Raw genomic sequence first — 26,985 nt, 5'->3', positions numbered from 1 at the left:
GCCCTGCGTCGCAAAAGATTCGCCAGGAGAACGAAAGCGCGGATCCTCAGCGGCGCTCCAGCCAGAGGCTCGAGGCGAGGCGCGCCTCGGCAAAGGGGCGTCCCGCGATCCCCGGGCGCGCCGTCGCGCCGAGCCGGGTCGAGGCGTAGCGGCTGGCAAAGCGCAGCCGCATGCCGCCGCCCGCGAGCCAGCCGCCGAGGCCGAGCTGCTCGGTATAGCCGCGCCAGTCCCATTCGGCGGGATACGGGTCCGGCAGGAAGATGTCGTGCAGATGCACCAGCACCCCGGGGCGCAGCGCCGGCAGGATGCGGTTGACGATGAGGTCCACATCCGAGCCGGGCCAGAGCAGGTGCGAGCTGTCGAAGAAGGCGATGTCGCCCGGCTCCAGCGCCGCGAAGGCGGGGATGTCCTCGGCGCCGAGCAGCCGCCGGTGCCAGGTTACCGGCAGCCCGCCGAGCGCCGCGCGCGGCTGCGGGTCGATGCAGACGATCCCGGTCGGCGCGCCCCCGGCATCGCGCACGGCGCGGGCGAGGAAGCGCGTCGAATGCCCCGAGCCGACCTCAAGGATGCGCCGGGGCCCGGTCATCCGCACCAGCGCATAGGCCGCCGCGCCGTCCAGTCCGGGAAACCATTGCTGGTTCCAGCGCGGCTCGGGCGCCGGCCCGGCAAGGCTGGCGAGCCGGTCGCCATGCGCCGCGATCGCCTCCAGCACCGCCTCGATCTCCGGCGCCGCGGCGGCGAACACCGCCTCGAGTTCGGGATAGGCCGTGGGCGCGATCCCGGCCGCATAGCGGAACGGGCTGAAGAAGCCGCGCGGCCGGCCGAGCAGCGTCGACAGCCCCATCGAGATGCGCCGCGCCCGGCGCCGGATTTCCCCGCCCTGGATCATGCGCCCTTCTGGCGGCACTGCGGGCCCGCGCGCAAGCCCCTGCAGGGCGCCTGTGCCCGATGAAGCACGCACCCTGCCATTTTGGCACGTTGCCGGCTCCCCTGCCGCGCTCTAGTGTCCGCGCGAGAAATCGCAAGAACGACCCTGGGAGACCGACATGTCGAAAATCAAGGTGGCCAACCCCGTCGTCGAGCTCGACGGCGACGAGATGACCCGGATCATCTGGCAGTTCATCAAGGACAAGCTGATCCTGCCCTATCTCGATGTCGATCTGCTCTACTACGATCTCGGCATCGAGGAGCGCGACCGCACCGACGACCAGATCACCGTGGATGCGGCGAACAAGATCAAGGAAGTCGGCGTCGGCGTGAAATGCGCGACGATCACGCCGGACGAGGCGCGCGTCGAGGAGTTCGGGCTGAAGCGCATGTACCGCTCGCCCAACGGCACCATCCGCAACATCCTCGGCGGCGTGATCTTCCGCCAGCCGATCATCTGCCGCAACGTGCCGCGCCTCGTGCCGGGCTGGACCAAGCCGATCGTCGTCGGCCGCCATGCCTTCGGCGACCAGTATCGCGCGACCGACTTCCGGTTCCCCGGCGCCGGCAAGCTGACCATCAAGTTCGAGGGCGAGGACGGCGAGGTGATCGAGCGCGAGGTCTTCCAGGCCCCGGGCGCCGGCGTCACCATGGCGATGTACAACCTCGACGCCTCGATCATCGACTTTGCCCGCGCCTCGCTGAACTACGGCCTGGCGCTCGGCTACCCGGTCTACATGTCGACCAAGAACACCATCCTCAAGGCCTATGACGGCCGCTTCAAGGATCTCTTCCAGAAGGTCTACGAGGAGGAGTTCGAGGAGAAGTTCAAGGCCGCGGGCCTGACCTACGAGCACCGGCTGATCGACGACATGGTGGCCTGCGCCATGAAGTGGAACGGCGGCTATGTCTGGGCCTGCAAGAACTACGATGGCGACGTGCAGTCCGACACCGTGGCCCAGGGCTTCGGCTCGCTCGGCATGATGTCCTCGGTGCTGATGACGCCGGACGGCAAGGTGGTGGAGTCGGAGGCGGCGCACGGCACCGTGACGCGCCACTACCGCCAGCACCAGAAGGGCGAGCAGACCTCGACCAACTCGATCGCCTCGATCTACGCTTGGACCGGCGGCCTGAAGCACCGTGCCACCCTCGACGGCAATGCCAAGCTGCAGGAGTTCGCCGAGACGCTGGAGAAGACCGTGGTGAGCACCGTGGAGAGCGGCTACATGACCAAGGATCTGGCGCTGCTGGTCGGCCCGGACCAGGGCTGGCTCACCACCATGGGCTTCCTCGAGAAGGTCGACGAGAACCTCAACAGGGCGCTCGCCGGCTGAGGCCGGTTGCCCTGCGGCCGCCGCCTTTCGCGCGGCGGCCGCCTTCTCCGGCGGGCGGAGGTCAGCGCCGCATCGCCGCGAGCGTCGCCTCGACCTCCGCGAATTTTTCCTGGTTCTGGGTCACCTCGCTGGCGATGTCGGCGGCGGCTTCGCGGGTGCTGTCGGCCAGGCGGCGGACCTCCTGTGCCACCACCGCGAAGGAGCGGCCCACCTCGCCCGCCCGCGCCGCCTCGATCGAGGCGTTGAGCGCCAGGAGGTTCGTCCGGTCCGCCAGCTCGCGTACCCGCTCGCCGTAGCGGGCGATCTGCTCGCAAGCCGCCCCCACCTGCTGCACCGCCTGTTCCGCCGCTGCCAGTGCCGCGCGCCGCGCGCTGATGTCATGGGCAAAGGCGGTATAGCCCAGCCGGTCCCCCGGCAGCGGCAGCCGCGACAACGCGAGGCTGATCCAGATGCGCGAGCCGTCCGGCCGCTCCAGCTCGAGATCGCGGCTGGAGCCGACGATCCGGTCCTCCCGCGTGTGGCGGTGGTGGGCCACCAGCCGGTCATGATCGTCGCGGATCGCCGCCGGCACCAGCAGCTTGACGTTCTGCCCCATCATCTGCGGGCGCGAGATGCGCCAGAGCCGTTCTGCGGCGCCATTGGCATAGATGATGCGGTTCTCATGATCGATGCAGACGATCGCGAGGATCGCCTCGTCGAGCGCCGAGACGATCGCGCCGGCCGCGAGCCCGTTCGGCTCGCCGGTGATCTGTTCCATTCCCTGTTCCCTGCCTGCACAGCTCGCGCACAGCTTGCCGGCGGCAGGGTTAAGGGGGTGTTAGCGCGCGCAGAACCGATCGGTTCCAGCTGGGCTCTCCGGACAGGTTTGCCTCTGATCACGGGATGGCGCAATCCGGGGCGGCCTAGTCTCGGCACATCGGACTTGCAGGCACCGGGTCGCTCTGCCACCGGATCCGGGAGCCCTTGCGGACGCGGCGGGCGGCAGGTTCACGCGGCCTGTCTGAGGAGGAGCGCACGGGACATGTCGAAGTTCGCTCCCTCGATCTCCGCATCCGTGTTCTTGTTCCCGTCGATGCAGAGGCCAGTCGCCGCCGGAAGGCCGCCGAGCGCATCGTGGACAGCCTCCGGTCCGCCATCGGCCGGATCGTCGATCTCTTCACGCCGACAGTAGGCGCCAGATCCTTCAGCCCCCGGCGATACGGTCCCGGCCGATCGGATTCCGGACTAGTGCCCGGTCTGCGCCGCGCCGCGGTTCTGGGTGCGGGTGTAGAGCTCCGCGATGATCCGGGAGGCCGTCGTCTTGCAGGCGAAGGGCAGGACGGCGTGGCAGAGCGCCGCGCCGGCGGCCAGCGCCAGCCGCCCGGCGAACCAGAGCGCGAAGCGGGCATGCCCGAGATAGCTCTCCTCGACGGAGCGGGGGTGGTCGAGAAACAGGTTGGCGATGCGGGTCATGAGCGGCTCCCCTGGGGCTGGTGTTCTTTCTGGGCACAGAATGCCAAGTCTGTGGCGGGATGTGTTCCCAATCTTCGGAACATTCACATTGAATCCGGGAGAATTTCCCACGATAATCCTTAAATGGTGGACATGGATCGTGCAGACGGGCGACTCCTCACGGCGCTTCAGCGCGATGCCGACCAGTCGCTGGAGGCGCTGGGCGAGGCTGTCGGGCTCAGCCGCAACGCCTGCTGGCGGCGCATCCGGCGGCTCGAGGAGGCGGGCGTCATCCGCGGGCGCGTGGCGCTCTGCGACCCCGCGGCGCTCGGCCTCGGGCTCAGCGTCTTCATCGCCGTGCGCACCGAGCGGCACGATGCCGAGTGGCTGGAACTCTTCGCCCGGGCGGTGCGCGAGATCCCGGAGATCCTCGGCGCCTACCGCACCTCCGGCGATACCGACTATGTGCTGCGCGCCCGGGTGCACGACGTCACCGCCTATGACCGGCTCTACCAGCGGCTGATCCGCCGGGTGCCGCTCAAGGACATCTCGGCGAGCTTCGTGATGGAGGAGCTGAAGGAGACCAGCGCGCTTCCGGTCGACACCCTCTGACTGCGCGCCATGGCGGGCTTGACCGTGGCAGGGTGCTGGCCTCCCATGGCGCAAGGCATGAACCGGGGAGGTGGCGCGATGCAGGACGGAGCGGAAGCGGACAGGGAGGGCGAGGAGAGCATTCTCTATGCCTGCTCCGACGGGCTGGCGCGGATCACCCTCAACCGGCCGGAGAAGATGAACAGCCTCACCGCGCCGATGCGCGCCGCGCTGGCCGAGGCGCTCGACCGGGGCGCCGCAGAGGCGCGGGCGATCCTGCTTACCGGCGCGGGGCGGGGGTTCTGCGCCGGGCAGGATCTCGGCGATGCCTCGGATTTCGAGAACCTCGACCTCGACCGCACGCTGCGCGAGGAATACGAGCCGCTGCTGACCCGGATCACCGAGGCGCCGGTGCCGGTGATCTGCGCCGTCAACGGCGTCGCCGCGGGGGCCGGGGCGAACATCGCGCTGGCGGCGGATATCGTGATCGCGGCGCGTTCGGCGCGCTTCATCGAGGCCTTCGCGCGGATCGGGCTGATCCCGGATGCCGGCGGCACCTACTGGCTGCCGCGGCTCGTCGGCAAGGCCCGCGCCATGGGAATGTGCCTGCTGGCCGAGCCGGTGACCGCCGCGCAGGCGGCCGAATGGGGGCTGATCTGGGACGTGGTGGAGGACGACGCGCTCGAGGCCCGCGCCGAGGCCCTGGGCCGGCGGCTGGCCGAGGGGCCGACCCTGGCGCTGCGGCTCGCCAAGCAGGCGCTGCTGGCCTCCGCCGCCAACGATCTCGAGACCCAGCTCGGCCTCGAGGCGCGGCTGCAGGGCGAGGCTGGCCGGAGCCGCGACTTCATGGAGGGCGTCACCGCCTTCCTCGAGAAGCGTGCCCCCCGTTTCGAGGGCCGCTGAGCATGGCCGGCCGGCGCAGGGAGGGACAATGACCGCAAGCCTCGAGAGCCGCCTCAGCCGTGCCCCCGTCGCGCATGACCGGGAGCGCGCCGATGCGCTGATGGCCGGGCTGCCGGCCGCGCTTGCCGCTGGCCCGCTCGGCGAACTGCTGCACGGCACCGCGGGCAGCGCGCCCTATCTCGCCCGGCTGACCGAGCACCATGCGGCCTGGCTGGAGGCGGCCGTCGCCCAGGCGCCCGAGGATGCGCTGGACGACCTGCTCGCGACCCTTGCCGCGGAGGTCGCCGAGGCCGGCGAGGAGAAGGCCGTGTCCTCGGCGCTGCGTCTCGCGAAGTCGCGCGCGGCGCTGTTGATCGCGCTCGCCGATCTCGGCGGCGCCTGGTGCACGCTGGAGACAACCGGCGCGCTGACCCGGCTGGCCGAGGGCTGCCTCTCGGGCGCCACCGGCTGGCTGCTCGCCGAGGCACTGCGGCGCAAGCGCCTGCCCGGCATCGCGGAGGAGGATCTCGCCACCGGCGCGGGCTATGCGGTGATCGCCATGGGCAAGCTCGGGGCGGGCGAGCTCAACTATTCCTCCGACATCGACCTGATCTGCCTGTTCGACGAGGGCCGTTTCGACCCGGCCGACTATGCCGAGGCCAAGGCCGGTTTCATCCGGGTCACCCGCGGGCTGGTGCGGCTGATGGCCGACCAGACGGCGGAGGGCTACGTCTTCCGCACCGATCTGAGGCTCCGGCCGGCGCCGTCGACCACCCCGGTCTGCATGGCGATGGAGCCAGCCGAGCGCTACTACGAGAGCCTCGGGCGGACCTGGGAGCGCGCCGCCCATATCAAGGCGCGCACGGTGGCCGGCGACATCGCCGCGGGGCAAGGCTATCTGCAGCGCCTCGCCCCCTTCGTCTGGCGCAAGCATCTCGACTTCGCGGCGATCGAGGACACCCACGACATGCTGCGCAAGATCCGCGAGAAGAAGGGCAAGTTCACCCCCGCGGGGCTGCCGGGGCACGATCTCAAGCTGGGACCGGGCGGCATCCGCGAGATCGAGTTCTTCGCCCAGACCCGCCAGCTGATCGGCGGCGGCCGGCATCCGGAGATCCGCTCGCCGCGCACGCTCGAGGCACTGGCCGCGCTGGCCGCGCTCGGCTGGGTGGAGCGCGGCACCGCCGCGACGCTCAGCGCCGACTACACCGCGCACCGCGATCTCGAGCACCGTCTGCAGATGGTCGAGGACGCGCAGACCCAGATCATCCCGCAGACCGCCGAGGCCCGTGCCAGGGTCGCGGCGCTGGCCGGCTGGGACGATCTCGCTGCCTGGGAGCGCGACGTGGCCGACCGGCTGGCACGGGTGCACAGGGCCACGGAGGCCTTCTTCGGCCCGGGCAGGCCGCCCCGCAAGGCCGAGGCGCAGCCCTTCGAGATCACCGCCGAGTGGCTGGCCGCCCAGGGCTTCGAGCGGCCCGAGGATGCCTGCCGCCGGATCGAGCGCTGGCGCTCCGGCAGCCTGCCCGCGACCCGCTCGCAGCGCTCGCGGCGCCTCTATGCCGGGCTCGAGCCGCGGCTGATCGCCGAGCTTGCCCGGGCCGGCCGGCCGGACGAGGCGATCGCCGAGTTCGACCGCTTCCTCTCCGGCCTGCCGGCCGGGGTGCAGGTGTTCTCGCTGTTCTCCGCCAACCCGCATCTGCTCGACCTGATCGTCGGCACCTGCGCGCTGGCCCCGAAGCTGGCGGCCCATCTCGGCAGCGAGCCGAAGGCGCTGGATGCGCTGCTGACGCCGGATTTCTTCGAGCCGCTGCCCGGGACCGAGGCGCTGACCGCCGATCTCGAGGACTGGGTGGCGCGGGAGGCCGACTACGAGGGCCGGCTCGACGCCGCCCGGCGCTGGGCGCGCGAGACCCGCTTCCGCGCCGGCCTGCAGGTGCTCAAGGGCAAGGCGAGCGCCGAGGAGGCGGGGGCCGCCTTCTCCGCCATCGCCGAGGCCTGCCTCGCGGTGCTGCTGCCCCGGGTGATCGACGATTTCGCCTCGCGTCACGGCCCGCCGCCGGGCGTGGGGCTCGCGGTGATCGCCATGGGCAAGCTCGGCAGCGGCGAGATGACCGCGGGCTCGGATCTGGATCTCATCATCGTCTACGATGCCGGCGACGCCACCGCCTCCGAGGGGCGCCGCCCGCTCTCGCCCTCGGTCTATTATCCGCGGCTGACCCAGGCGCTGGTGGCGGCGCTGACCGCACCCACGGCGGAGGGCCGGCTCTACGAGGTGGACATGCGGCTCCGCCCCTCGGGCCGGCAGGGGCCGGTAGCGGTCTCGCTCGCCGCCTTCGAGAGCTACCAGCGCGAGAAGGCCTGGGTCTGGGAACACATGGCGCTGACCCGGGCGCGGGTGGTGACGGGCGAGCCGGGCCTCGGCGCAAGGGTCGAGGCGGTGATCGCCGCAGCGCTCGAGAGCCGGGCCGGCGCGCCGGAGGTGCTGGCCGAGGCGCGGGAGATGCGCGTGCGGCTGCTCGAGGCCCATGCCAAGGAGCGGGCCCGGCCCTGGTCGCTGAAGCACACCGCGGGCGGGCTGATGGAGATCGAGTTCCTCGCCCAGACCGGGGCGCTGCTGCGCGGGCTCGCGGGCACAAGGCGGGTGACGGAGGTGCTGCCGGCGCTCGGCGCGGCGGGCTGGATCTCGGCGGCGGAGGCGGACGAGCTGGCCCGTGCCCATGCGCTGCAGAGCCATATCCAGCAGATCGAGCGGGTGGCGCTGGAAACGCCCTTCGATGGCGCCACCGCGGGGGCCGGCCTCAAGGCGGCGGTGGCGGCGGCGACGGGCTTCGAGGATTTCGCGGCGCTGGAGGCGGCGCTCGGCGCGGCGCAGGCCGGTGCGGCGGCGGTGGTCGAACGGATCTTCGCGGATGTGGAGGAGGCCGGTTCCGGCGAGGCCTGAGCGCTCCGGGACCGGCGGCGCGGTCAGTCCATCGGGATCTCGGGCGCGAATTCCCAGACCCGCTCGTCGGCCTCGGCGCTGCGCATGCGGGTGATCTGGCAGCCGAGCTGCGCGCCGCCGGGCAGCCGGTCTAGCTTGGCGATGCGGATCGTCACCTGCCGCGCCCGCGGATCGGTCAGCAGCGCCTGCGCCAGCCGCTCGGCGAAGGTCTCGACCAGCGCGATGCGCGGGCCCTCGGCGATCTCGTGGATGCTGGAGACCAGCAGGTCGTAATTGATCACCCGGCCGACCTGGTCGTCGACATGGGCGGTGTTTCGGCGCACCTCAAGCACGATGTCGAAGGCGAGGCGCTGGGTCACGCCATGCTCCTCGCGATAGGCGCCGATCTCGATCTCGGCGACATAGCCGGTGAGGAAGATCAGGTCTCCGTCCTGCATCGGCGAGGCCTGCGCCAGCGCAGTGGGCAGTTCGGGCAGGGGGTCGGACATCTGGCGCCTCCGCCGGCCGCCCCGGCATGGGGCATCGGGGCCGGATTTCATGACCGTTTCTCCTTGGCGAGCCTAGTCGCCGCGCCGACCGCTGGCCATGCGAAATCGACTTAAGGGGTCTCAAGCAAGACCCGCAATGGTTCCCGGCAGGGGTCAGCCGGGATAGTCCGCCGCCTGCATCTCCGCAAGCCGCGAGATCGTGCGCGAGAACTCGAAGGCGCCCTTGCCCTCGGTGTAGAGCTCGGAAGGCGGCACCTCGGCCGAGAGATAGAGCCTGGTGCGGGCCTCGTAGAGCGCGTCGACCAGCGTCACGAAGCGCTTGGCCTCGTTGTTCTGCGCCCAGGTCATCGCCGGCACCTCCTCAAGGAACAGCGTGTCGAAGCGCCGTGCGATGGCCAGATAGTCCCGCGCCCCGAGCGGCACCTCGCAGAGCGCGGCAAAGGGCGCCCGCGCGGTCCGGCCGACGGCCTCGGGCACCGTCACCTGCCGCGTGCCGATCTCGATCGTGGCGGGCTCCGGCGCGGCGCCGCCGGTCTCCCGGTCCCAGGCCGCGGCCATGCCGGCCCGGGTGTCCTCGTCGAGCGGGTGGAAATAGCGGGTCTCGGCGCCTTCGCGCCCCATGCGGTAGTCGGTCGGGGAGGCCAGCTCGAGCACGTCGAGCCGCTCCTTGAGGAGCCCGATGAAGGGCTCGAAGATCACCCGGTTGAGCCCGTCCTTGTAGAGATCGTCCGGCGGGCGGTTGGAGGTCGCGACCACCACCACCCCGCGCTCGAACAGCGCCTCGAACAGCCGGCCGAGGATCATCGCATCGGTGATGTCGGTCACCTGCATCTCGTCGAAGCAGAGCAGAGTCGCGCCCTCGGCGACCTCGTCGGCCACCACCCTGATCGGATCGGTCACGTTGCTCTCGCGCGCGATATGCACGCCGACATGGATCTCCGACATGAAGGCGTGGAAATGCACCCGCCGCTTCGCCCCGACCGGGGCGCCGGCATAGAACAGGTCCATCAGCATCGACTTGCCGCGCCCGACCCCGCCATAGAGGTAGAGCCCGGTCAGCGCGATCACCTTGTGCGGCGCGCCGCGGCCGAAGCCGAACCAGCCGCGCTGCACCCGCTTGCCGCGAAGCGGGTTGTAGTCCTTCAGCCGCATATGCAGGAGCTGAAGCTTCTCGACCGCCATCGCCTGCGCGGGGTCGGGCCGGAGCGTCCCCTCGGCGATCAGCGACCGGTAGCGTGACATGGGCCCGTCGGGCATCGGCTCCCCCCGGATCGGTCGGACGCGCCACAAGCCATAAGGCCCATCGCCGCCCGCCGCAACACGCAGGCTGCATCGGCCGGTTCCGCACGAGAACTTTCTCGGCCCTTGGCCTGGCGGAAAAACCGGTTGAAGATAAAGAGCTTGGACGCGGTCAGAGCCGCCGGTGATCGACCCCATCACAAGCTTTGCTTTGACTGGCACGGGGCCGCATCCCACACAAATCGCGGAGGTACCCGCCCATGGCTTTCAACACCATCCGCGCCGACCGCGCCGCGCTCATCACCCCCGTGCTGATCGGCAGCTGCGTCATCGTGCTGATCAGCTTCGCGATCCGCTCGAGCTTCGGGCTGTTCCAGATCCCGGTGGCCGACAGCTTCGGCTGGCCGCGGGCGGAGTTCTCGCTGGCCATCGCGATCCAGAACCTCGCCTGGGGAATCGGCCAGCCGGTGTTCTCCGCCTTCGCCGACCGGTTCGGAGACCGGCGCGCCATCGTGCTCGGCGCCATCGTCTATGCGCTCGGCCTCGTGCTCTCGGCCTATGGCACCACCGCGGTCGAGCACCAGCTCTGGAACATCCTGATCGGCTGCGGCATCGCGGGCACCGGCATCGGCGTGGTGGTTGCGGTGGTCGGCCGCACCGCGGCGGCGGAGCACCGCTCGCTCTCGCTCGGCATCGTCACCGCGGCGGCTTCGGCGGGGCAGATCGTCGGCCCGCCGGTCACCGCCTGGCTGCTCGGCATGATGGACTGGTCCGGCGTGTTCCTCGTCTTCGCCGGGGTCTCGCTCTCGCTGCTGATGTTCCTGCCGCTGCTGCGCACCCCGGCGCCGGTCTCGAGGGCCGAGCTCGAGGAGAGCATGGGCGCCGTGCTGCGCCGGGCGATGCGCGATCCGAGCTTCTTCCTGATCTTCGTCGGCTTCTTCTCCTGCGGCTATCAGCTCGGCTTCGTGACGGCGCATTTCCCGGCCTTCATCGCCGAGGTCTGCGGCCCGATCGATCCGTCCGGCCTGCTCGCCGGCATCGGCGTGGGCGACACCACGGCGCTCGGTGCGCTGGCCATCGCGGTGATCGGCTTCACCAACATTGCGGGCACGCTGCTGGCCGGCAAGCTGGGCTCGTTCCTGCCGAAGAAGAACCTGCTTGCGGCGATCTATGCCGGGCGGACGCTGATCTCCGCCTGGTTCATCCTGACCCCGATGACACCCTTGACGGTGCTGGTGTTCTCGGCCGTGATGGGCAGTCTCTGGCTCGCCACCGTGCCGCTCACCTCCGGCCTGGTCGCGCATATCTGGGGTCTGCGCTACATGGGCACGCTCTATGGCATCGTGTTCTTCAGCCACCAGCTCGGGAGCTTTCTCGGGGTCTGGATGGGCGGCGCGCTCTATGACCGCTTCGGCTCCTACGACACGGTCTGGTGGGTGGGGGTCGGCGTCGGCCTGCTCTCGGTGATCGTGCATCTGCCGGTGCGGGAGGCGCGCTCCGACCGGGCGGCCATGGCATGAAGCGGCTCTCGCCGGCCGCGGTCGTCATCGCCGCCGGCGGGCTGGTGATCGCGCTCAGCTTCGGCGCGCGCTCGATCTTCGGCATCGTGCTCGACCCGATCTCGGCGGAATACGGCTGGCCGCGCGAGGTCTTCTCGATCTCGATCGCGCTGCAGAACCTGGTCTGGGGGCTGGCGCAGCCGGTCTTCGGGCGCATCGCCGACCGCTTCGGCGACCGCCGCGCGCTGATGATCGGCCTGGTGCTCTACCTGGCGGGGATGCTCCTCTCGGCCTTCGGCACCACGCCGCTGGCGCAGCATCTCGGCGCCGGCGTGCTGGTGGGCTTCGGGGTCGCCGGCACCGGCTTCGGCATCGTGCTGAGCCTCGTCGGCCGGGCGACGCCGGAGGCCGGCCGTTCCCGCGCCATGGGCACCGCGGCGGCGATCGGCTCGGGCGGGCAGATGCTCATGCCGCTGCTCGCCGGCTCGCTGACCGAGGCCTTCGGCTGGCAGACCGCGATGCTCGCCATCACCGGGCTGCTGCTGCCGATGCTGCTCTGCATTCCGCTCCTCAAGCCGGCGGCGCAGCCCGAGGATGCCGACGATCCGGAGATCCCGCTCGGCCGCCTGCTGCGCGGCGCCTTTGCGCAGAGCTCCTATCTGCTGCTCACCATGGGGTTCTTCGTCTGCGGCTTCCATGTCGGCTTCCTCGCGGCGCATCTGCCACCCTATGTCGCGGAGGTCTGCGGCTCGGTGACGCTCGGCGCTGCCACGCTCTCGATCATCGGCGCGGCCAATGTGGCGGGCACCTATCTCTTCGGCCGCCTCGGCGCGGTTGTGCCGAAGCCGTTCGTGCTGTCGGGCATCTATGCCATGCGGGCGGTGGTGATCCTGGGCTTCCTTGCGGTGACGCCGACGCCGCTCACCGTGATCGTCTTCTCGCTGGCGATGGGGCTCTTCTGGCTGCCCACCGTGCCGCTCACCTCGGCGCTGGTGGCGACGATCTTCGGCGCCCGCAACATGGGGATGCTCTACGGCTTCGTCTTCCTCTCGCACCAGGTCGGCAGCTTCCTCGGCGTCTGGATGGGCGGGCGGATCTACGATGCCACCGGGAACTACGACTGGATGTGGTGGATCTCCATCGCGCTGGCGGTCTTCTCCGCCCTGGTGCATCTGCCGGTGCGCGAGGCGCGGGTGCGGATCGCCGCTGCCTGACCGTTTCGATGTGATATCGCCATATGGGGTCAACACCCCATTCTGCCGGCATGCCGGGCGGTTCTCGCCGGGGCCGGCCCATCGCCTTTGCCAACGGACACGGATCCAGGCGCAAAGGAGATCGCCATGCCCCTTCCCATCCTCGCCGAAATCGGCTTCGGCCTCGTCGGCATCGCCGATTTCATCTTCGGCCGAGTAGAGGCGGCCGACACCACCCGCAGGCTCGAGGAGATCTCCGGCCAGCTCGACGATCTGCGCGACGGCCTCGACGGGCTGAGCGGCCAGCTCGACAGCGTGGCGCTGCAGTTCCTCAACGAGCCGCTGGGTCAGATCGACACCGCGCGCAACCTGCTGTCCGGGCTCGAGCGGCTGAGCGACCCGATCGAGATCGCGGTGCGCGAGACCGCGATCCTCGAGGCCGTGACCAACGGGCTCGACGTGGCGATCCGCCAGGCCCGCAGCCTGATCGACGGCAACCCGACGCCGGCAAAATTCGCGGCGGTGACCGGCGGCCTCGCCTATGCGATGCAGACACGGATGCAGGTGTCGCTCGCGCTTGAGGACGGTGCCCTCGGCGCGGATGCCATCCAGGGCCCGCTCGCCGATGTCCGCTCGATCCTGAACGAGATCCAGGCCAGCGCGCTGCCGGGCCTGGTGAACCGCAATATCTCGGTAACCAACCACTTTCCCGACACCACCGACATCGTCACCGGCACGATCCTCGGCGGCGGGACCTTCTTCGTCGAGGTCATCGCGCGCAGCGGGCTCAGCTCCACCACCGTCAACCAGTCGGTGCACTACCTGACCGTGAACGGCGGCTTCCCGCGGGGGATCGACGTGAACCCGAACTTCGACCGCGATCTCGCCAATGCCCGCAACGCGGTCGCCGCGGAGGTCCGCGGACATGATCTCACCGATTTCGGGCAGTCCGCGATCCGTCAGGTCGCCCTCGATTTCGGCCAGTTCCACGGCGGCGAGGAGATCGGCGGCGACGGCGGGGACAACACCCTCGACGGCGGCGACGGGCATGATTTCGTCTACGGCCTGTCCGGCGACGACAGCCTCTCGGGCGGTGCCGGCACGGATGTGCTCGATGGCGGCGCAGGGGATGACAGCCTCGCGGGCGATTTCGGTGAAGACCGGCTGCTCGGCGGCGCCGGGGCAGACCGGCTCGACGGCGGCCCGGGCGACGATCTGCTCGTCGGCGGCGCGGGCGACGACAGCCTCGAGGGCGGAGCCGGGTTCGACACCGCCCGCTTTGCCGGCCCTGCGGCGGACCATGTCATCTCCGGCGATGGCCGCGCCGCCACCGTGACCGGGCCGGAGGGCACCGACCGGCTCAGCAACATCGACCAGCTCCTGTTCGACGACGGGCCGGTGGCGCTCGACCAGCCGCAGGGGCTATCGCCGGAAGCGGCGATGACGGTGGCCTATCTCTACGAGGCCGGGCTCGACCGCGGCGGGGATATCGGGGGTATCAACTTCTGGATCGACCGGCGCGAGGCGGGCCTCTCGGAGAAGGCGCTGGCAGAGGTCTTCCTCGACTCGAACGAGTTCGCCGCGGCCTTCGGTGCGCCGGACGAGCTCGACGACCGGGCACTGGTGCAGCGGCTCTACGAGAACGTGCTCGACCGCCCCGCCGACGATGCCGGGACCGCCTTCTGGGAGAGCGTGCTGGCGGCGCCCGGCACCGACCGGGCCGACCTGCTGCTCGCCTTCGCCGACAGCGAGGAGAACCGCGAGGGCTCGCCCTTCGTCGCGACGCTGCACGAAACCACGCCGGGGGACTGGGAATTCGGCTTCATCGGCTTCGGCTGAGCGGCCGGGGCCACCGGCATGGCTGGCAAAGCGCTGCGCGCCCGTTGATCTCGGGCGCGCAATCGGCTTTCTAGGGGAAAGATCCAGGAGCCTGCCGATGACCCTGCCCACACCGCCCTTCGTGCCGGCGCTGCGCCGCACCGCCCGCGTCGAGCGCCGCACCGCCGAGACCGACATCGCCGTCGAGGTCGCGCTCGACGGGACCGGCCGGTACGACTGTGCCACCGGGGTCGGCTTCTTCGACCACATGCTCGACCAGCTGGCGCGGCATTCGCTGATCGACATGACCATCCGCGCCGATGGCGACACCCATATCGACGACCATCACACGGTCGAGGACACTGGCATCGCGCTCGGCCAGGCGCTGACGCAGGCGCTGGGCTCGAAGCGCGGCATCCGGCGCTACGGCGCCTGCCTGCTGCCGATGGACGACACGCTGGTGCGCGCCGCACTCGATCTCTCGGGCCGGCCGTTTCTCGTCTGGAACGTCGAGATGACGGCGCCCAAGATCGGCCAGTTCGACACCGAGCTGGTGCGCGAGTTCTTCCAGGCGCTCGCGACTCACGGGCAGATCACGCTGCATGTCGAGCGGCTGGCCGGGATCAACAGCCACCACATCGCCGAGGCGAGTTTCAAGGCGGTGGCGCGGGCGCTGCGCGAGGCGGTGGAGCCCGATCCGCGCCGGGCCGACGAGATTCCCTCCACCAAAGGCGCGCTCTGATGGAGAACCGGCTCTACACGCTGCACCGCCATGCCCGCTCCGGCGATCTCGAGGTGGTCGGCGAGCCGGGCTGGCTCGCGGTGATCCCGCCGCTCTGGGCGCTCTACGAGGGGCTCTGGCTGACGCTGGGGTTGCAGGCGGCGTTTCTCGCCGCCGTCTTCTGGCTGGCGCCGCTGGCACTCAGTGCGGCCTATCTCGCGCTGGTGCTGATCACGGTGTTCGACGGCAACATGTTCCACCGGCTCGAGCTGCGGCTGCGCGGCTGGCGCGAGGTCGGCTGCGTCGAGGCGCAGACCCCCGAGGGCGCCGAGGAGCTCTTCCTGAAAGGCGCGCTGCAATGACCACGGCCATCGTCGATTACGGCTCGGGCAATCTTCGCTCGGCGGAGAAGGCGTTCCAGCGCGTCGCCGAGGAGCGCGGCGCCGGCGGGCCGATTCTCGTGACCGGCGATCCGGAGGCGGTGGCGCGGGCCGAACGGGTGGTTCTGCCAGGGGTCGGCGCCTTTGCCGACTGCCGCGCCGGGCTGATGGCGGTCGACGGCATGATGGACGCGATCGCCGAGCGTGCCGATGCCGGCCATCCCTTCCTCGGGATCTGCGTCGGCATGCAGCTGATGGCGACCCGCGGGCTCGAGCATGGCGAGACCCCGGGCTTCGACTGGATCCACGGCGACGTGGTGCGAATCGAGCCGAACGACCCGGAGCTCAAGGTGCCGCATATGGGCTGGAACGAGCTGCTGGTGGACGAGCATCCGCTGTTTGCCGGGATCGAGCCCGGGGCGCATGCCTATTTCGTGCATTCCTACCATCTGCGCCCGCGCAACCCCGAGCACCGGCTCGCCCATGTCCATTATGGCGAGATGGTGGCGGCGGTGGTCGGCCGGGGCAACCGGGTGGGCACGCAGTTCCACCCCGAGAAGAGCCAGGAGACCGGCCTGAGGCTGATCGGCAATTTCCTGGAATGGCAGCCGTGATCCTGGCGGCGATGCCGGCGGGGCCCGGCGGGCGCCCCGCCCGCCCACCCGCGCCCGCCGGGCCCCGCTGCGCCGATCCGGCCGGCGGCGTGCCCGGCTGCTGCTGAGGAGAGAGCGATGTCCTACGAGATCCTGCTGGCCTTTGCGGTGGCCTCTGCCGTGCTGCTCGCGATCCCGGGGCCGACGGTGATGGTGGTGGTCGCGCAGGCGCTGGCCGGCGGCCGGCGCACCGGGCTCGCCACCGTTCCCGGCGTGGTGCTCGGCGATGCCACCGCGATGACCGTCTCGCTGGCCGGCGCGGGCGCGGTGCTGGCGGCTTCCGCCACGCTCTTCACCCTGCTGAAGCTTGCCGGCGCGGGCTATCTCGTCTGGCTCGGCGTCAAGCTCTGGCGCAACCCGCCGGAAACGATGGAGACCGGCGCGCCGGTGCCGCGCCGCCAGCCGATGGGGCGGCTCTTCTGGCAAGCCTATGTGGTGACGGCGCTCAACCCCAAGAGCATCGTGTTCTTCGTCGCCTTCGTGCCGCAGTTCATCGTGGCGGGAGAGCCGCTGATGCCGCAGCTGGTGGCGCTCGAGGCGATCTTCCTCGGCCTCGCGGCGCTCAACACCGCGCTCTGGGCCTGGGCGGCGGGCAGCCTGCGCGCCCGGATCGGCCGGCCGCAGGTGCTGCGCGCGCTCGGGCGCACCGGCGCGGGCTTCCTGATCGGGGCGGGGCTGCTGACCGCCGCGGCCAGCCGGAGCTGAACCGGGCCGCGCGGGAGACTTCGGACGGGCCTCCGGGGGCGGGGGCGCGCGTGACGCGACGTTCCAAACCGGATTTGTCGCGGATATTGCGCTATAAACGTATCGTCCGATTTCCCCAGAGGAGAGGCAACCCCCATGTTCCCTGCCCGCGCATCCCTCGTGCTCGTCGCGACGCTCGCAGCAGCGCCGGCCTCGGCGCAGCTCGTGGACCGGATCGTCGCCGAGCTCGCCCCGACGATCCCCGGCGAATTCGTCGTCCAGCTCGACAGCAATCTCGAAAGCATCGCCACCGACGGGCTCGAGAGCCTCGGTGGCCAGGTGGTCAGCCACAGCCGCCGCAGCTCGGTGGCGGTGATCCGCCAGCCCGGTTTCGAATCGATGGGAATGGACGCCGCGATCTCCCGGCTCTCCGCGCTGCCCGGCGTGCGCCGGGTCGAGCCGAACTTCGAGATCACGCGCATGGGCGTGCCCAACGACCCGATGGCCGACCAGCTCTGGATGATCGAGGCGATCGAGCTCGCCGAGGCCTGGGGCGTGCTCGACGATGCCCAGCCGGTGGTCGTCGCGGTGATCGACGACGGCGTGCAGACCGATCACGAGGACCTCGCGGGCAATCTCTGGGTGAACGCCGGCGAGATCCCCGGCAATGGCGTGGATGACGACGGCAACGGTTTCGTCGACGACGTCAACGGCTTCGACTTCGGCGAGAACGACGGCGATCCGCGGCCCGACGCGGCCTGCTGGGCCGGCGGCGGCGACAGCGCCCACGGCACCCATGTGGCCGGCACGGTCGGCGCGGTGGGCGGCAACGGCATCGGCGTGGTCGGTGCCGCGCCGAAGGTGCAGATCATGGCGCTCAAGCTTTCCGAGGTGCTCGACGAGGGCGGCTGCCGCTATGCCGCCAACGGCTCGATCACCGCGGCGATCGACTATGCGACCCTGATGGGCGCCGACGTGATCTCCATGAGCCTCGGCGGCCCGCGCCGCTCGCAGGTACAGCGCGACCTCCTGCAGGCGGCGACAGATGCCGGGATCGTGGTCGTCGTGGCGGCCGGCAATGACGGGCTCGACATCGACGGCGACCAGCCGGTGATGGCGGTGCTCGCGCGCATGCAGAACGGCCAGCTGACCCCGGTGCGCCGGGCCATCGCGCCGATGTATCCGGCGGCCTGGAACCTCGGCGGCCAGATCACGGTGGCCGCCACCGAGGACCCGGAGGGCGGCGACCCGCGCTTCGTGCGCGCCTGGCGCGAGGGGATCGACTACACCCATGTTGTCTCGGGCCTGCGCTACACCGCCGATGGCGGCATCGACACCAGCGGCGCCGAGGTCTCCGTGCTCAACCCCGGGCAGATGCCGATCGGCTCCAACTGGGGCCCGCAGAAGGTGCATCTGGCGGCGCCCGGCAAGGCGATTCTCAGCACCATTCCGCGGCTCGAGGGGCAGGGCTTCGCGGCCGATTATGCCACCTTCAGCGGCACCTCGATGGCGACGCCTGCGGTCTCCGGCGCGGTGGCGATCCTGCGCGCCGCCTTCCCGGAGATGACGCCGGCGGAGATCAAGGCGCGGCTGATGGCGACGGTGGACCGCTCCGGCAGCCTCGGCGAGCGCACCGTGGCGGGCGGCGAGATCAACCTCTTCGCCGCGCTCTGCAGCGAGGGCGCGCCGCGCCGCCTGCCGGGCTGCGACGGCGAGGGCACCGGCACGACCGCCGGGGCGAGCTACACCCTGCCCGGCGCCGGGCAGGCCCCGGCCACCGCCGCCGCCACGCCGGCCCCGGCGCCGCAGCCGGCCCCCGCCGAGGCGGAGTCGGTGAAGGGCTCGATCAATGTCAACGAGCTCCTCGGGGCCGAGTGAGCGCGATGGCCCCGACCCGGCGCGCGCTCATGGCTCTCGCGGCGGCGCTCCCAGCGCTGGCCGCGGGGGCAGGGCCTGGGGCGCAGGGCCTGCCCACCCCCGAGGCCTTGCTCGAGGGGGTGGCCGACCCGGTGCCGCGCGATGCACCGATCGCACAGAGCTATGTGGTGATGATCGAACGGGGCACCTCGATCGAGGGCCTCGCGCGGGCCTGGGCGATCCTGAAGCCCGACCTATCCCGGGCGCGGTCGCAGGCCCGCGTCTTCGAGCTGCGCCTGGCCACGGAATTCGACCCCGCCGCGGTGCTCGATCTGCTCTCCCATACCAAGGGGGTGGTCCGCGCCGAGCCGAACTTCACCATCGAGCATGTCGAGGGTGCGCCGGACCCGGCCGCCTCCGAGTGACCGCCGGGGCGCTCAGTGCGCCTCGGCCCAGCTCGCCCCCTGGCCGGCATCCACCACCAGCGGCACGTCGAGCTTGACCGCGGGCTCGGCCGCCTCCTCCATCACCCGGCGCACGACGGCGACGGTGTCCGCGGCCTCGGCCTCCGGCACCTCGAAGAGCAGCTCGTCATGCACCTGCAGCAGCATCCGGCCCGAGAGCTTCGCCGCCGCCAGCGCTTCGGGAATGCGGATCATCGCCCGCCGGATCACGTCGGCGGCGCTGCCCTGGATCGGCGCATTGATCGCGGCGCGCTCGGCAAAGCCCCGGCCGGGCCCCTTCTGCGCGATGCCGGGCGTGTGGATGCGCCGGCCGAACAGGGTCTCGACATATCCGTTCTCTCGGGCCGTCGCCTTGGTCGCCTCCATATAGTCCCGGATGCCGGGGAAGCGCTCGAAATAGGCATCGATGAAGGCTTTCGCCTCGCCCTGCGGGATGCGCAGGTTGTTGGCCAGCCCGAAGGCGGAGATGCCGTAGATCACGCCGAAATTGATCGCCTTGGCCTGGCGGCGGACCATCGGGTCCATCCCCTCCACCGGCACGCCGAAGACCTCCGAGGCGGTCATCGCGTGGATGTCCTGGCCCTCGCGGAAGGCTGCCTTCAGCGCGTCGATCCCGGCGACATGGGCGAGGATGCGGAGCTCGATCTGGCTGTAGTCGAGGCTGAGGATCAGGTTTCCCGGCTCGGCGACGAAGGCGCGCCGGATGCCACGGCCCTCCTCGGTGCGCACGGGGATGTTCTGCAGGTTCGGATCGGTCGAGGCGAGCCGCCCGGTGGAGGTCGCCGCGAGCGAGAACGAGGTGTGCACCCGGCCGGTCTCGGCATTGACATGGGTCGGCAGCGCATCGGTATAGGTCGAGCGCAGCTTGGAGAGCTGGCGCCAGTCGAGCACCCGCGCCGGCAGTTCGTGGCCCTGCGCGGCGAGGCTCTCCAGCACGTCCGCACCCGTGCCCCATGCCCCGGCCTTGCCCTTCTTGCCGCCCGGCAGGCCCTGCTCGTCGAACAGGATCTCGCCGAGCTGCTTCGGGCTGCCCACGTTGAAGCTCCGCCCGGCGAGCTTGTGGATCTCGTCCTCGTATTCCGCCATCTTCTGCGCGAAGCGGGTGGACTGCCGCGCCAGCTCGTCGCGGTCGATGCGGATGCCGGCGCGCTCCATCTCCGCGAGCACCGGCACCAGCGGCCGCTCCAGCGTGTGATAGACGGTCGAGACCCGCTCCGCCGCCAGCCGCGGGCGCAGCACGTGCCAGAGCCGCAGCGTGACCTCGGCATCCTCCGCGGCATAGCCGGCGGCCTTGTCGATCTCCACCCGGTCGAAGGTGATCGCCGACTTGCCGGAGCCGATCAGCTCCTTGATCGGGATCGGCTTGTGCCCGAGATGCCGCTCCGAGAGCTCGTCCATGCCATGCCCGCCGCGGCCCGAATCGAGCGCATAGGAGATCAGCATGGTGTCGTCGATCGGCGCCACCGCGAGCCCGTGGCGGGCGAGCACCTTCATGTCGTATTTGAGGTTCTGCCCGATCTTGAGGATCGACGGGTCGGCCAGCAGCGGCCCGAGCCGCGCGAGCGCGTCCTCCAGCGCCAGCTGGCCCTCGACCCGCTCCGATGCGCCGAGCAGGTCGCCCTCGCCGGTGGTGTGGCCGACCGGCACATAGGCGGCGCGCCCCGGCACCACCGACAGCGCGATGCCGACAATCTCCGCCACCATCTCGTCGAGCGAGGTGGTCTCGAGATCGATGCAGAGCCGCCCGGCCTCCCGCGCCTCGGCGATCCAGGCCTCCAGCGTGCCCGGATCGCGCACCACCTCGTGCACGGCCGCCTCGAGGTCCGGCAGGTCGATCCGGGCGCCCGGAGCGCCGCCGAGGGCGGCGTGACCGGCGCCGGGGGGGCTCGATGCCCCCGCGGCGCCGCTTCCCCCCGCGGCCTCGGCCCGCGGCACCACCGCCGGGGGCTCGGCGCCCAGCGTCTCGGCAATCCTGCTCGTCAGCGTGCGGAACTCCATCTCCGCGAGGAAGCCCAGCAGCGCCTCCGGGTCCGGCTTCTCCAGCGACATCGCCTCGAGCCCGGTCTCCACCGGCACGTCGCGCTTCAGCGTCACCAGCTCGCGCGAGAGCCGGATCTGGTCGGCCTTCTCGATCAGCGTCTGCCGGCGTTTCGGCTGCCTGATCTCCCCGGCACGGGCGAGCAGCGTGTCGAGATCGCCGTATTCCCCGATCAGCTGAGCCGCGGTCTTCACCCCGATGCCCGGCGCGCCGGGGATGTTGTCCACGGAATCGCCCGCCAGCGCCTGCACGTCGACGACCCTTTCCGGGGCGACGCCGAATTTCGCCGCGACCTCCTCGGGCCCGATATCCACCTTCTTCATCGGGTCGCGCAGATGCACCGCCGGGCTCACCAGCTGCATCAGGTCCTTGTCGGAGGAGAGGATCGTCACCGCCGCGCCGGCCGCTGCCGCCTGCGTCGCATAGGTGGCGATCAGGTCGTCCGCCTCGTAGCCCTGCATCTCGATGCAGGGCAGGCCGAAGGCCCGCGTCGCCTCGCGGATCAGCGCGAATTGCGGCCGCAGATCCTCCGGCGGCTCGGTGCGGTTGGCCTTGTACGCGGGATAGAGCGCGTTGCGGAAGCTCTCGGAGGAATGATCGAAGATCACCGCGAAATGGGTCGGCCCCCGCGAGGAGGCCAGCCCCATCTCCGAATGCAGCATGGCGCAGAACATGTTGACCGCGCCGGTCGGCGTGCCGTCCGAGCGGAAGTTGTACTTCGCGTCGCGGTTCGCCGCCTGGAAATAGGCGCGGAAGATGAAGCCCGAGCCGTCGACCAGGTAGAGCAGGTCGCCCTTGCCGAGCGGCCGCGGCGCGCGGGCCTCAGCCATCCGCGGGCTTGTCCGCCGGGCCGCTCTCGAGCACGAACCTGCGGTCGCAATAGCCGCATTCGATGAAGCCCTCGGGGCCGATGGTGTACCACACCTTCGGATGCCCCAGCGCCCCGCCGCCGCCGTCGCAGCTCACGCGGGTCTGGCTCACCTTGATCGTCTCGGGCGCGTCGATGTTCATGGCGTTGTCTCTCAGGGTGTTCGGAGGCTGCAGGATGCGGCGCGAGCTTGCCCCGTCCGGCGGATCATAGCCATGCGGCACCGGCCCGCAAGCCATGCATCGCGCCGCCCCCGGTTGCTCCCGCCGCCGGCGGTGCTATTCCTGCCACCCGAGATGCCCGCGACTGCGCCAGCACAGGAGGCCCGGATGCCGGAGAATGCCATCGAGGTCCGCGGCCTCGAGAAGACCTATGCCGGCAGCGGCGGCAACGCGCCGAACCGTGCGCTGAAGGGGATCGATCTCGACGTGCCGGCGGGCTCGATCTTCGGGCTGCTCGGGCCGAACGGCGCCGGCAAGTCGACCTTCATCAACATCCTCGCCGGCCTCGTGACCAAGACCGCCGGCAGCGTGCGGATCTGGGGCTTCGACCAGGACGTCAACCCGCGGCAGTCGCGCGCCGCGATCGGCGTGGTGCCGCAGGAGCTGAACGTCGATCCGTTCTTCTGCGCCTATGACGCGCTCGAGGTGCAGGCCGGGCTCTATGCCGTGCCGAAGGCGGAGCGCCGCTCGATGGAGATCCTCCGCCGCGTCGGGCTCGAGGACAAGGCGCGGGCCTATTCGCGCACCCTCTCGGGCGGCATGCGGCGGCGGCTGCTGGTGGCCAAGGCGCTGGTGCACAACCCGGCGGTCCTGGTGCTCGACGAGCCGACGGCGGGCGTGGACATCGAGCTCCGCCAGATGCTCTGGTCCTATGTCCGCGAGCTCAACGCGGCCGGGACGACGGTGATCCTGACCACGCACTATCTCGAGGAGGCGCAGGAGATGTGCGACCGCATCGCCATCATCAATCACGGCGAGGTGGTGGCCTGCGACGACACGGCGGCGCTGCTCGGCCGGCTCGACGCCAAGACGCTGGTGCTGCGCCTCGAGCAGGCGGCGACCGAGGTGCCGCAGCTCGGGGACGGGCTGCAGGTCGAGCTGCGCGACCCGCGGACCTTGCGGATCACCTATTCCCGGAGCCGCTGGCAGGCGCCGGATCTCGTCTCCCGCGTGCAGGCGGCGGGCCTCGCCTGCACCGACATCTCGACCGAGGAGCCCGATCTCGAGGATGTCTTCCTCGCCCTCACCAGCAAGACGCCGGCGGAGGGCTGAGACGCCCGGCGTCGGTGCCGCTGCGACCGGGCGCCGCGTCCCGCGTCCCGCCGGCGGCACCGATCCGCCCGCGGCGCGGTTCGATCCCTCGTCACCCGTGGCAGCCGGCGCAGATTGCCACCGCTTGCGCATAGCCATGCACGGTGTGTGATTGGCAAGGCGCGGATGCGGAATGCTTTACCAACGTTGCGCCACCGCCGCGTGGAGGTGCCGCATGCTTCAGCGGATCAGCTTCTTGGTTATTCCGCTCGTCATGTCCCCCAGAAGATGGCGCAGCTGATCGTGGCCCGGGAGCGCCGGTGCCGCCGGTGCCCGCGCGGCGCCATCGGCGGCGCGCGCGGCTTCGGTGGGGCTCGATGCCCTGCCGGAGGCGTCTTCCTCCGGCGCGGCCGCCGTCGCCCAGCCGCGATCCTTCCAGCGGGCATGCAATGCCGCGTCCACCGGGTTGTCCGCAGCGATCCGTGCCACCCAGTCCGCCCCGAGGCTGTCCGCCGTCACTTCCTTCCGCTCGGTGACGTTGCGATTCTCCACCGTCTCCGGGATGCCGAGATCCCGGCTCGCCGCGGCGACCAGCTCGCCGGCCCGGCGATAGTCGCCCACGAACCAGAACCCGGCGAGCCGCGCCTCGAGATAGGCCAGCCGTCCGGCCGAGGAGAGCCGGTAGAGCGCCGGTACCCCCTGCTCGAAATACCGCGTCAGCAGGAATCGCGCGATCGGATCGCGCCGCTGCGCCCGGTACCAGCGCGCGAAGTCCGGTGGCTGCGGCCCGTGGCCCTTGCGGTGCCAGGTCCAGCGATAGTTGTAGAGCGAGAGATGGTAGCCGACCGGGTCGCGCAGCAGCACGCTCTCGCGGATCTGCGCCCCGGGAAACGCCGCCCTGAGCGAGGTGCTCAGCGAGTGCCCGGACACCGCGCGCACCCCGGACAGCCGCGCGTCGCCCGGCGCATAGTCGTAGCGGTTGCCGACCACGTTTCGCCAGGGGTTCTCCCAGCGCGGGGCGATCAGGAAACCCTTGCCGAGATGCCGCTCGAAGTGGTGCTCCACCGTTGTACCCGCGCATTTCGGCACGTGCAGCAGGAAATGGACGACCTCTCGGCTCACGTCTCGCCTCGCTCGGACTGGCCCCGCAGCGGCGCGGGCGCGTGCCTGCCTAGCCTCCCGGGCGGCGCTTTGCAAATCTGGGCGCGGGCCTCCGGCACCGGCGCCGCGACGGGCCGGGCCGCCCGGGGATCTCCAGCGGCGATCTGGGGGCTTGCCGCCTCCCAGGTCGCGGGCCAGAGTCGGCGCCCAAGCCACCGACCGGAGGGGCCCGATGAGCTACGCCTATGACGACCAGAACATCTTCGCAAAGATCCTTCGCGGCGAGATCCCGAACCGAACGGTGCTGGAGACCGAGCATTGCCTCGCCTTCCACGACATCGCGCCGCAAGCGCCGGTGCATGTGCTGGTGATCCCGAAGGGCCCCTATGTGAACGCCGATCATTTCGGCGCCGAGGCCAGCGCCGGGGAGCTCGCGGATTTCCAGCGGACCATCGCGCGTGTGGCGGCCGAAACCGGTGTCGCCGAATCGGCCGGGGGCGAGGGTTACCGGCTGATCGCCAATTCCGGCGTCAACGGGGTGCAGGAGGTGCCGCACTACCATGTCCATATGCTCGGCGGGCGCGGTCTCGGGCGGATGCTGGCACGCACCGGCTGAGCCGCGCGTGCGGCGCGGGGCGGCGGTCAGCCGGCGAGCCGCTCCGCGAGCGCCGTCATCTCCGGCGCGACGAAGTCCCAGTCGGCCTCCGGCGCCAGGTCGCTGCGCTGTCCCGGCCCGTGTTCCGCCGGTCGCGGCACGAAGGCGGTGGCGAGCCCGGCGGCGCGTGCCGCCGCGAGGTCGTCGTTGTGGGCGGCAACCATCACCACCTGCCCGGGCGGCAGCCGCAGCGCCGCCGCCGCGCGGAGATAGACCTCGGGCTCCGGCTTGTAGGTCTGCGCGATCTCGGCGCCGAGGATCGCATCCCATTCCAGCCCGCCAAAGCGGGCGAGCCGGGCCATCAGCGCGATCGAGCCGTTGGAGCAGGGGGCAACCAGCAGCCGCCGCCGCATCGCCGCGATGCCGGGCACCGAATCGGGCCAGGGCGGCAGTTTCTCCCAGGCGGTGTTGAGCGCGTCGCGCTCCGGCCCGTCGAAGATCTCCCCGAGGCCGCAGGCTACGAGCGCCCGGTCGAGATTCTCCCGGTGCAGCACATCGAGGGGGGTGTAGCCGCGGGTTCCGGCGCGGATCGGCGCCATGCCCGGCTGGTATTCCGCCCGCCATGCATCGGCAAAGCGCTCCGGCGCCAGCGCGATCCCCCTGGCCGCGAAGGCCGGTGCCACTGCCTCCGCCACCCCGCGGCGCCAGTCCACCACAGTGCCGAACACGTCGAAGATCGCGGCCTCGATCGTCATGCCTGCCTCCCATCCTGCACGCCGGATCATCTGCCACCGCTCCGTCAGCCGGTGCAAGGGCGTCGCGACGGCGGTTCCGCGCGGCTCGGCAAATCCGGAGGATTTGCCGAGGCAATGGCATGGCGCGCCCGGAGGGCGGGCCGCCGCAAGGTCAGGGCTCGCCGCCCTTGCCGATGCTGCCGCGGTTCGCCCCCTGCTGGCCCCGGTGGCGCAGCAGGTGGTCGGCCAGCACGCAGGCCATCATCGCCTCGCCCACCGGCACCGCGCGGATGCCGACGCAGGGGTCGTGGCGCCCCTTGGTGACGATCTCGGTCTCGCGGCCCTCCAGGTCCACCGTGCGCCGCGGCGTCAGGATCGAGGAGGTCGGCTTCACCGCGAAGCGCACCACCACGTCCTGCCCCGAGGAAATCCCGCCGAGCACGCCGCCGGCATGGTTGGCGCCGAAGCGCGGCCCGTCATTGCCCATGAAGATCTCGTCGGCATTCTCCTCGCCGGTGAGCGCCGCGGCGGCGAAGCCGTCGCCGATCTCGACGCCCTTCACCGCGTTGATCGACATCATCGCCGCCGCCAGATCGCCGTCGAGCTTGCCGTAGACCGGCGCGCCGAGCCCGGCGGGCACGCCGCGACCCACCACCTCGACCACCGCGCCGACGGAGCTGCCCGCCTTGCGCAGCCCGTCGAGATAGCCGGCCCAGTCCGTCGCCGCCTTCGGGTCCGGCGTCCAGAACGGGTTGCGCTCGATCTCGTCCCAGTCCCAGGCGGTGCGGTCGATGCCGTGGGGGCCCATCTGCACCATCGCGCCGGTCACCGTGCAGCCCGGCGCCAGTGCCTCGATCACCTTGCGCGCGACGCCGCCTGCAGCCACCCGCGCTGCGGTCTCCCGCGCCGAGGAGCGCCCGCCGCCGCGGTAGTCGCGGATGCCGTATTTCATCCAGTAGGTGTAGTCGGCGTGACCCGGGCGGAACTTCTGCGCGATCTCGGAATAATCCTTCGAGCGCTGGTCGGTGTTGCGGATCATCAGCTGGATCGGCGTGCCGGTGGTCACCCCCTCGAAGACGCCGGAGAGGATCTCCACCCGGTCCGGCTCGCGGCGCTGGGTGGTGTAGCGGCTGGTGCCGGGCCTGCGCCGGTCGAGCCAGTGCTGCAGCTCCGCCTCCGCCAGCGGCAGGCCCGAGGGCGCGCCGTCCACCGTGCAGCCGAGCGCCGGCCCGTGGCTCTCCCCCCAGGTGGTGACGCGGAACATGTGGCCGAAGCTGTTGTGGGACATCGC

General features: G+C 71.0%; 25 protein-coding genes. 15 read left to right on the top strand and 10 right to left on the bottom strand.

Translation table 11 applies throughout. The features are described from left to right. Nucleotides 1–46 precede the first annotated feature (46 nt). On the bottom strand, nt 47–889 hold the full coding sequence (locus QSJ97_RS08620; RefSeq protein WP_285671316.1) for a class I SAM-dependent methyltransferase: 843 nt from the start codon (nt 887–889) through the stop codon (nt 47–49). Between the two features lie 157 nt (nt 890–1,046). Between QSJ97_RS08620 and QSJ97_RS08615 the strand changes: the two genes are divergently transcribed. Continuing rightward, nucleotides 1,047–2,261 carry an NADP-dependent isocitrate dehydrogenase gene (locus tag QSJ97_RS08615; RefSeq protein WP_285671315.1) on the top strand — a complete coding sequence of 405 codons (1,215 nt, stop codon included), beginning with the start codon at nt 1,047–1,049 and terminating at the stop codon, nt 2,259–2,261. A 61-nt stretch (nt 2,262–2,322) separates the two neighbouring features. On the opposite strand, the gene QSJ97_RS08610 is transcribed toward QSJ97_RS08615, so the two are convergent. Beyond that, complete coding sequence (locus QSJ97_RS08610; RefSeq protein ID WP_285671314.1) at nt 2,323–3,018, bottom strand: methyl-accepting chemotaxis protein; 696 nt, start codon at nt 3,016–3,018, stop codon at nt 2,323–2,325. Nucleotides 3,019–3,485: 467 nt separating this feature from the next. Further along, entirely contained in the window at nt 3,486–3,713 is a 228-nt protein-coding gene (locus QSJ97_RS08605; protein ID WP_285671313.1) for a DUF6356 family protein, read from the bottom strand. A 123-nt stretch (nt 3,714–3,836) separates the two neighbouring features. Between QSJ97_RS08605 and QSJ97_RS08600 the strand changes: the two genes are divergently transcribed. From QSJ97_RS08600 to QSJ97_RS08590, 3 genes are all read left to right on the top strand, one after another. Further along, nucleotides 3,837–4,304: an Lrp/AsnC family transcriptional regulator gene (locus tag QSJ97_RS08600; RefSeq protein WP_285671312.1), complete on the top strand. Its 468-nt coding sequence runs from the start codon at nt 3,837–3,839 to the stop codon at nt 4,302–4,304. A 78-nt stretch (nt 4,305–4,382) separates the two neighbouring features. Then, the gene (locus QSJ97_RS08595) at nt 4,383–5,186 is read left to right on the top strand and encodes an enoyl-CoA hydratase-related protein (RefSeq protein ID WP_285671311.1); all 804 of its coding nucleotides are present in this window, start codon (nt 4,383–4,385) and stop codon (nt 5,184–5,186) included. Nucleotides 5,187–5,214: 28 nt separating this feature from the next. Further along, on the top strand, nt 5,215–8,109 hold the full coding sequence (locus tag QSJ97_RS08590) for a bifunctional [glutamine synthetase] adenylyltransferase/[glutamine synthetase]-adenylyl-L-tyrosine phosphorylase (protein ID WP_285671310.1): 2,895 nt from the start codon (nt 5,215–5,217) through the stop codon (nt 8,107–8,109). Between the two features lie 23 nt (nt 8,110–8,132). On the opposite strand, the gene QSJ97_RS08585 is transcribed toward QSJ97_RS08590, so the two are convergent. Both QSJ97_RS08585 and zapE read right to left on the bottom strand, forming a co-directional pair. Beyond that, nucleotides 8,133–8,597: a dihydroneopterin aldolase gene (locus QSJ97_RS08585; protein ID WP_285671309.1), complete on the bottom strand. Its 465-nt coding sequence runs from the start codon at nt 8,595–8,597 to the stop codon at nt 8,133–8,135. Nucleotides 8,598–8,750: 153 nt separating this feature from the next. After that, the gene (zapE, locus tag QSJ97_RS08580; RefSeq protein ID WP_285671308.1) at nt 8,751–9,839 is read right to left on the bottom strand and encodes a cell division protein ZapE; all 1,089 of its coding nucleotides are present in this window, start codon (nt 9,837–9,839) and stop codon (nt 8,751–8,753) included. A gap of 257 nt (nt 9,840–10,096) precedes the next feature. On the opposite strand from zapE, the gene QSJ97_RS08575 reads away from it, so the two are divergent. The 9 genes from QSJ97_RS08575 to QSJ97_RS08535 all read left to right on the top strand — a co-directional run bounded on the left by QSJ97_RS08575 (nt 10,097) and on the right by QSJ97_RS08535 (nt 19,066). Continuing rightward, nucleotides 10,097–11,356 carry an MFS transporter gene (locus QSJ97_RS08575; protein WP_285671307.1) on the top strand — a complete coding sequence of 420 codons (1,260 nt, stop codon included), beginning with the start codon at nt 10,097–10,099 and terminating at the stop codon, nt 11,354–11,356. Beyond that, on the top strand, nt 11,353–12,549 hold the full coding sequence (locus QSJ97_RS08570) for an MFS transporter (RefSeq protein WP_285671306.1): 1,197 nt from the start codon (nt 11,353–11,355) through the stop codon (nt 12,547–12,549). The genes QSJ97_RS08575 and QSJ97_RS08570 overlap by 4 nt, the downstream gene beginning before the upstream one ends. A gap of 126 nt (nt 12,550–12,675) precedes the next feature. After that, nucleotides 12,676–14,367 carry a DUF4214 domain-containing protein gene (locus tag QSJ97_RS08565; RefSeq protein WP_285671305.1) on the top strand — a complete coding sequence of 564 codons (1,692 nt, stop codon included), beginning with the start codon at nt 12,676–12,678 and terminating at the stop codon, nt 14,365–14,367. 97 nt (nt 14,368–14,464) lie between these two features. Beyond that, entirely contained in the window at nt 14,465–15,088 is a 624-nt protein-coding gene (gene hisB / locus QSJ97_RS08560; protein ID WP_285671304.1) for an imidazoleglycerol-phosphate dehydratase HisB, read from the top strand. After that, nucleotides 15,088–15,429, top strand: coding sequence for a hypothetical protein (locus tag QSJ97_RS08555; RefSeq protein ID WP_285671303.1), 342 nt, complete (start codon nt 15,088–15,090; stop codon nt 15,427–15,429). The genes hisB and QSJ97_RS08555 overlap by 1 nt, the downstream gene beginning before the upstream one ends. Next, nucleotides 15,426–16,061, top strand: coding sequence for an imidazole glycerol phosphate synthase subunit HisH (hisH, locus tag QSJ97_RS08550; RefSeq protein ID WP_285671302.1), 636 nt, complete (start codon nt 15,426–15,428; stop codon nt 16,059–16,061). Before QSJ97_RS08555 ends, hisH begins: the two co-directional genes overlap by 4 nt. A gap of 117 nt (nt 16,062–16,178) precedes the next feature. Then, nucleotides 16,179–16,805, top strand: a complete 627-nt coding sequence (locus tag QSJ97_RS08545) for a LysE family translocator (RefSeq protein ID WP_285671301.1) — start codon at nt 16,179–16,181, stop codon at nt 16,803–16,805. A gap of 135 nt (nt 16,806–16,940) precedes the next feature. Then, nucleotides 16,941–18,662, top strand: a complete 1,722-nt coding sequence (locus QSJ97_RS08540) for a S8 family peptidase (protein WP_285671300.1) — start codon at nt 16,941–16,943, stop codon at nt 18,660–18,662. Nucleotides 18,663–18,667: 5 nt separating this feature from the next. Then, the gene (locus QSJ97_RS08535; protein ID WP_285671299.1) at nt 18,668–19,066 is read left to right on the top strand and encodes a hypothetical protein; all 399 of its coding nucleotides are present in this window, start codon (nt 18,668–18,670) and stop codon (nt 19,064–19,066) included. Between the two features lie 12 nt (nt 19,067–19,078). Here the strand turns inward: QSJ97_RS08535 and polA are convergent, their stop codons facing one another. After that, complete coding sequence (polA, locus tag QSJ97_RS08530; protein ID WP_285671298.1) at nt 19,079–21,973, bottom strand: DNA polymerase I; 2,895 nt, start codon at nt 21,971–21,973, stop codon at nt 19,079–19,081. Continuing rightward, nucleotides 21,966–22,154, bottom strand: coding sequence for a zinc-finger domain-containing protein (locus tag QSJ97_RS08525; protein ID WP_285671297.1), 189 nt, complete (start codon nt 22,152–22,154; stop codon nt 21,966–21,968). Before QSJ97_RS08525 ends, polA begins: the two co-directional genes overlap by 8 nt. Before the next feature lie 186 nt (nt 22,155–22,340). Between QSJ97_RS08525 and QSJ97_RS08520 the strand changes: the two genes are divergently transcribed. Continuing rightward, nucleotides 22,341–23,285: an ABC transporter ATP-binding protein gene (locus QSJ97_RS08520; protein WP_285671296.1), complete on the top strand. Its 945-nt coding sequence runs from the start codon at nt 22,341–22,343 to the stop codon at nt 23,283–23,285. 219 nt (nt 23,286–23,504) lie between these two features. Here the strand turns inward: QSJ97_RS08520 and QSJ97_RS08515 are convergent, their stop codons facing one another. Then, nucleotides 23,505–24,386: a hypothetical protein gene (locus QSJ97_RS08515; protein WP_285671294.1), complete on the bottom strand. Its 882-nt coding sequence runs from the start codon at nt 24,384–24,386 to the stop codon at nt 23,505–23,507. 211 nt (nt 24,387–24,597) lie between these two features. On the opposite strand from QSJ97_RS08515, the gene QSJ97_RS08510 reads away from it, so the two are divergent. Beyond that, the gene (locus QSJ97_RS08510) at nt 24,598–24,981 is read left to right on the top strand and encodes a histidine triad nucleotide-binding protein (protein WP_285671292.1); all 384 of its coding nucleotides are present in this window, start codon (nt 24,598–24,600) and stop codon (nt 24,979–24,981) included. 26 nt (nt 24,982–25,007) lie between these two features. On the opposite strand, the gene QSJ97_RS08505 is transcribed toward QSJ97_RS08510, so the two are convergent. Together QSJ97_RS08505 and aroC are read right to left on the bottom strand one after the other, a co-directional pair. Further along, complete coding sequence (locus QSJ97_RS08505; RefSeq protein WP_285671291.1) at nt 25,008–25,715, bottom strand: haloacid dehalogenase type II; 708 nt, start codon at nt 25,713–25,715, stop codon at nt 25,008–25,010. A gap of 151 nt (nt 25,716–25,866) precedes the next feature. After that, nucleotides 25,867–26,982 carry a chorismate synthase gene (gene aroC, locus QSJ97_RS08500; RefSeq protein WP_285671290.1) on the bottom strand — a complete coding sequence of 372 codons (1,116 nt, stop codon included), beginning with the start codon at nt 26,980–26,982 and terminating at the stop codon, nt 25,867–25,869. Nucleotides 26,983–26,985 lie beyond the last annotated feature (3 nt).

The organism is Paralimibaculum aggregatum (genome assembly GCF_030270585.1).
Lineage (GTDB): Bacteria > Pseudomonadota > Alphaproteobacteria > Rhodobacterales > Rhodobacteraceae > Thermohalobaculum > Thermohalobaculum aggregatum.
This window is presented reverse-complemented; position numbering and strand designations above follow the sequence as displayed.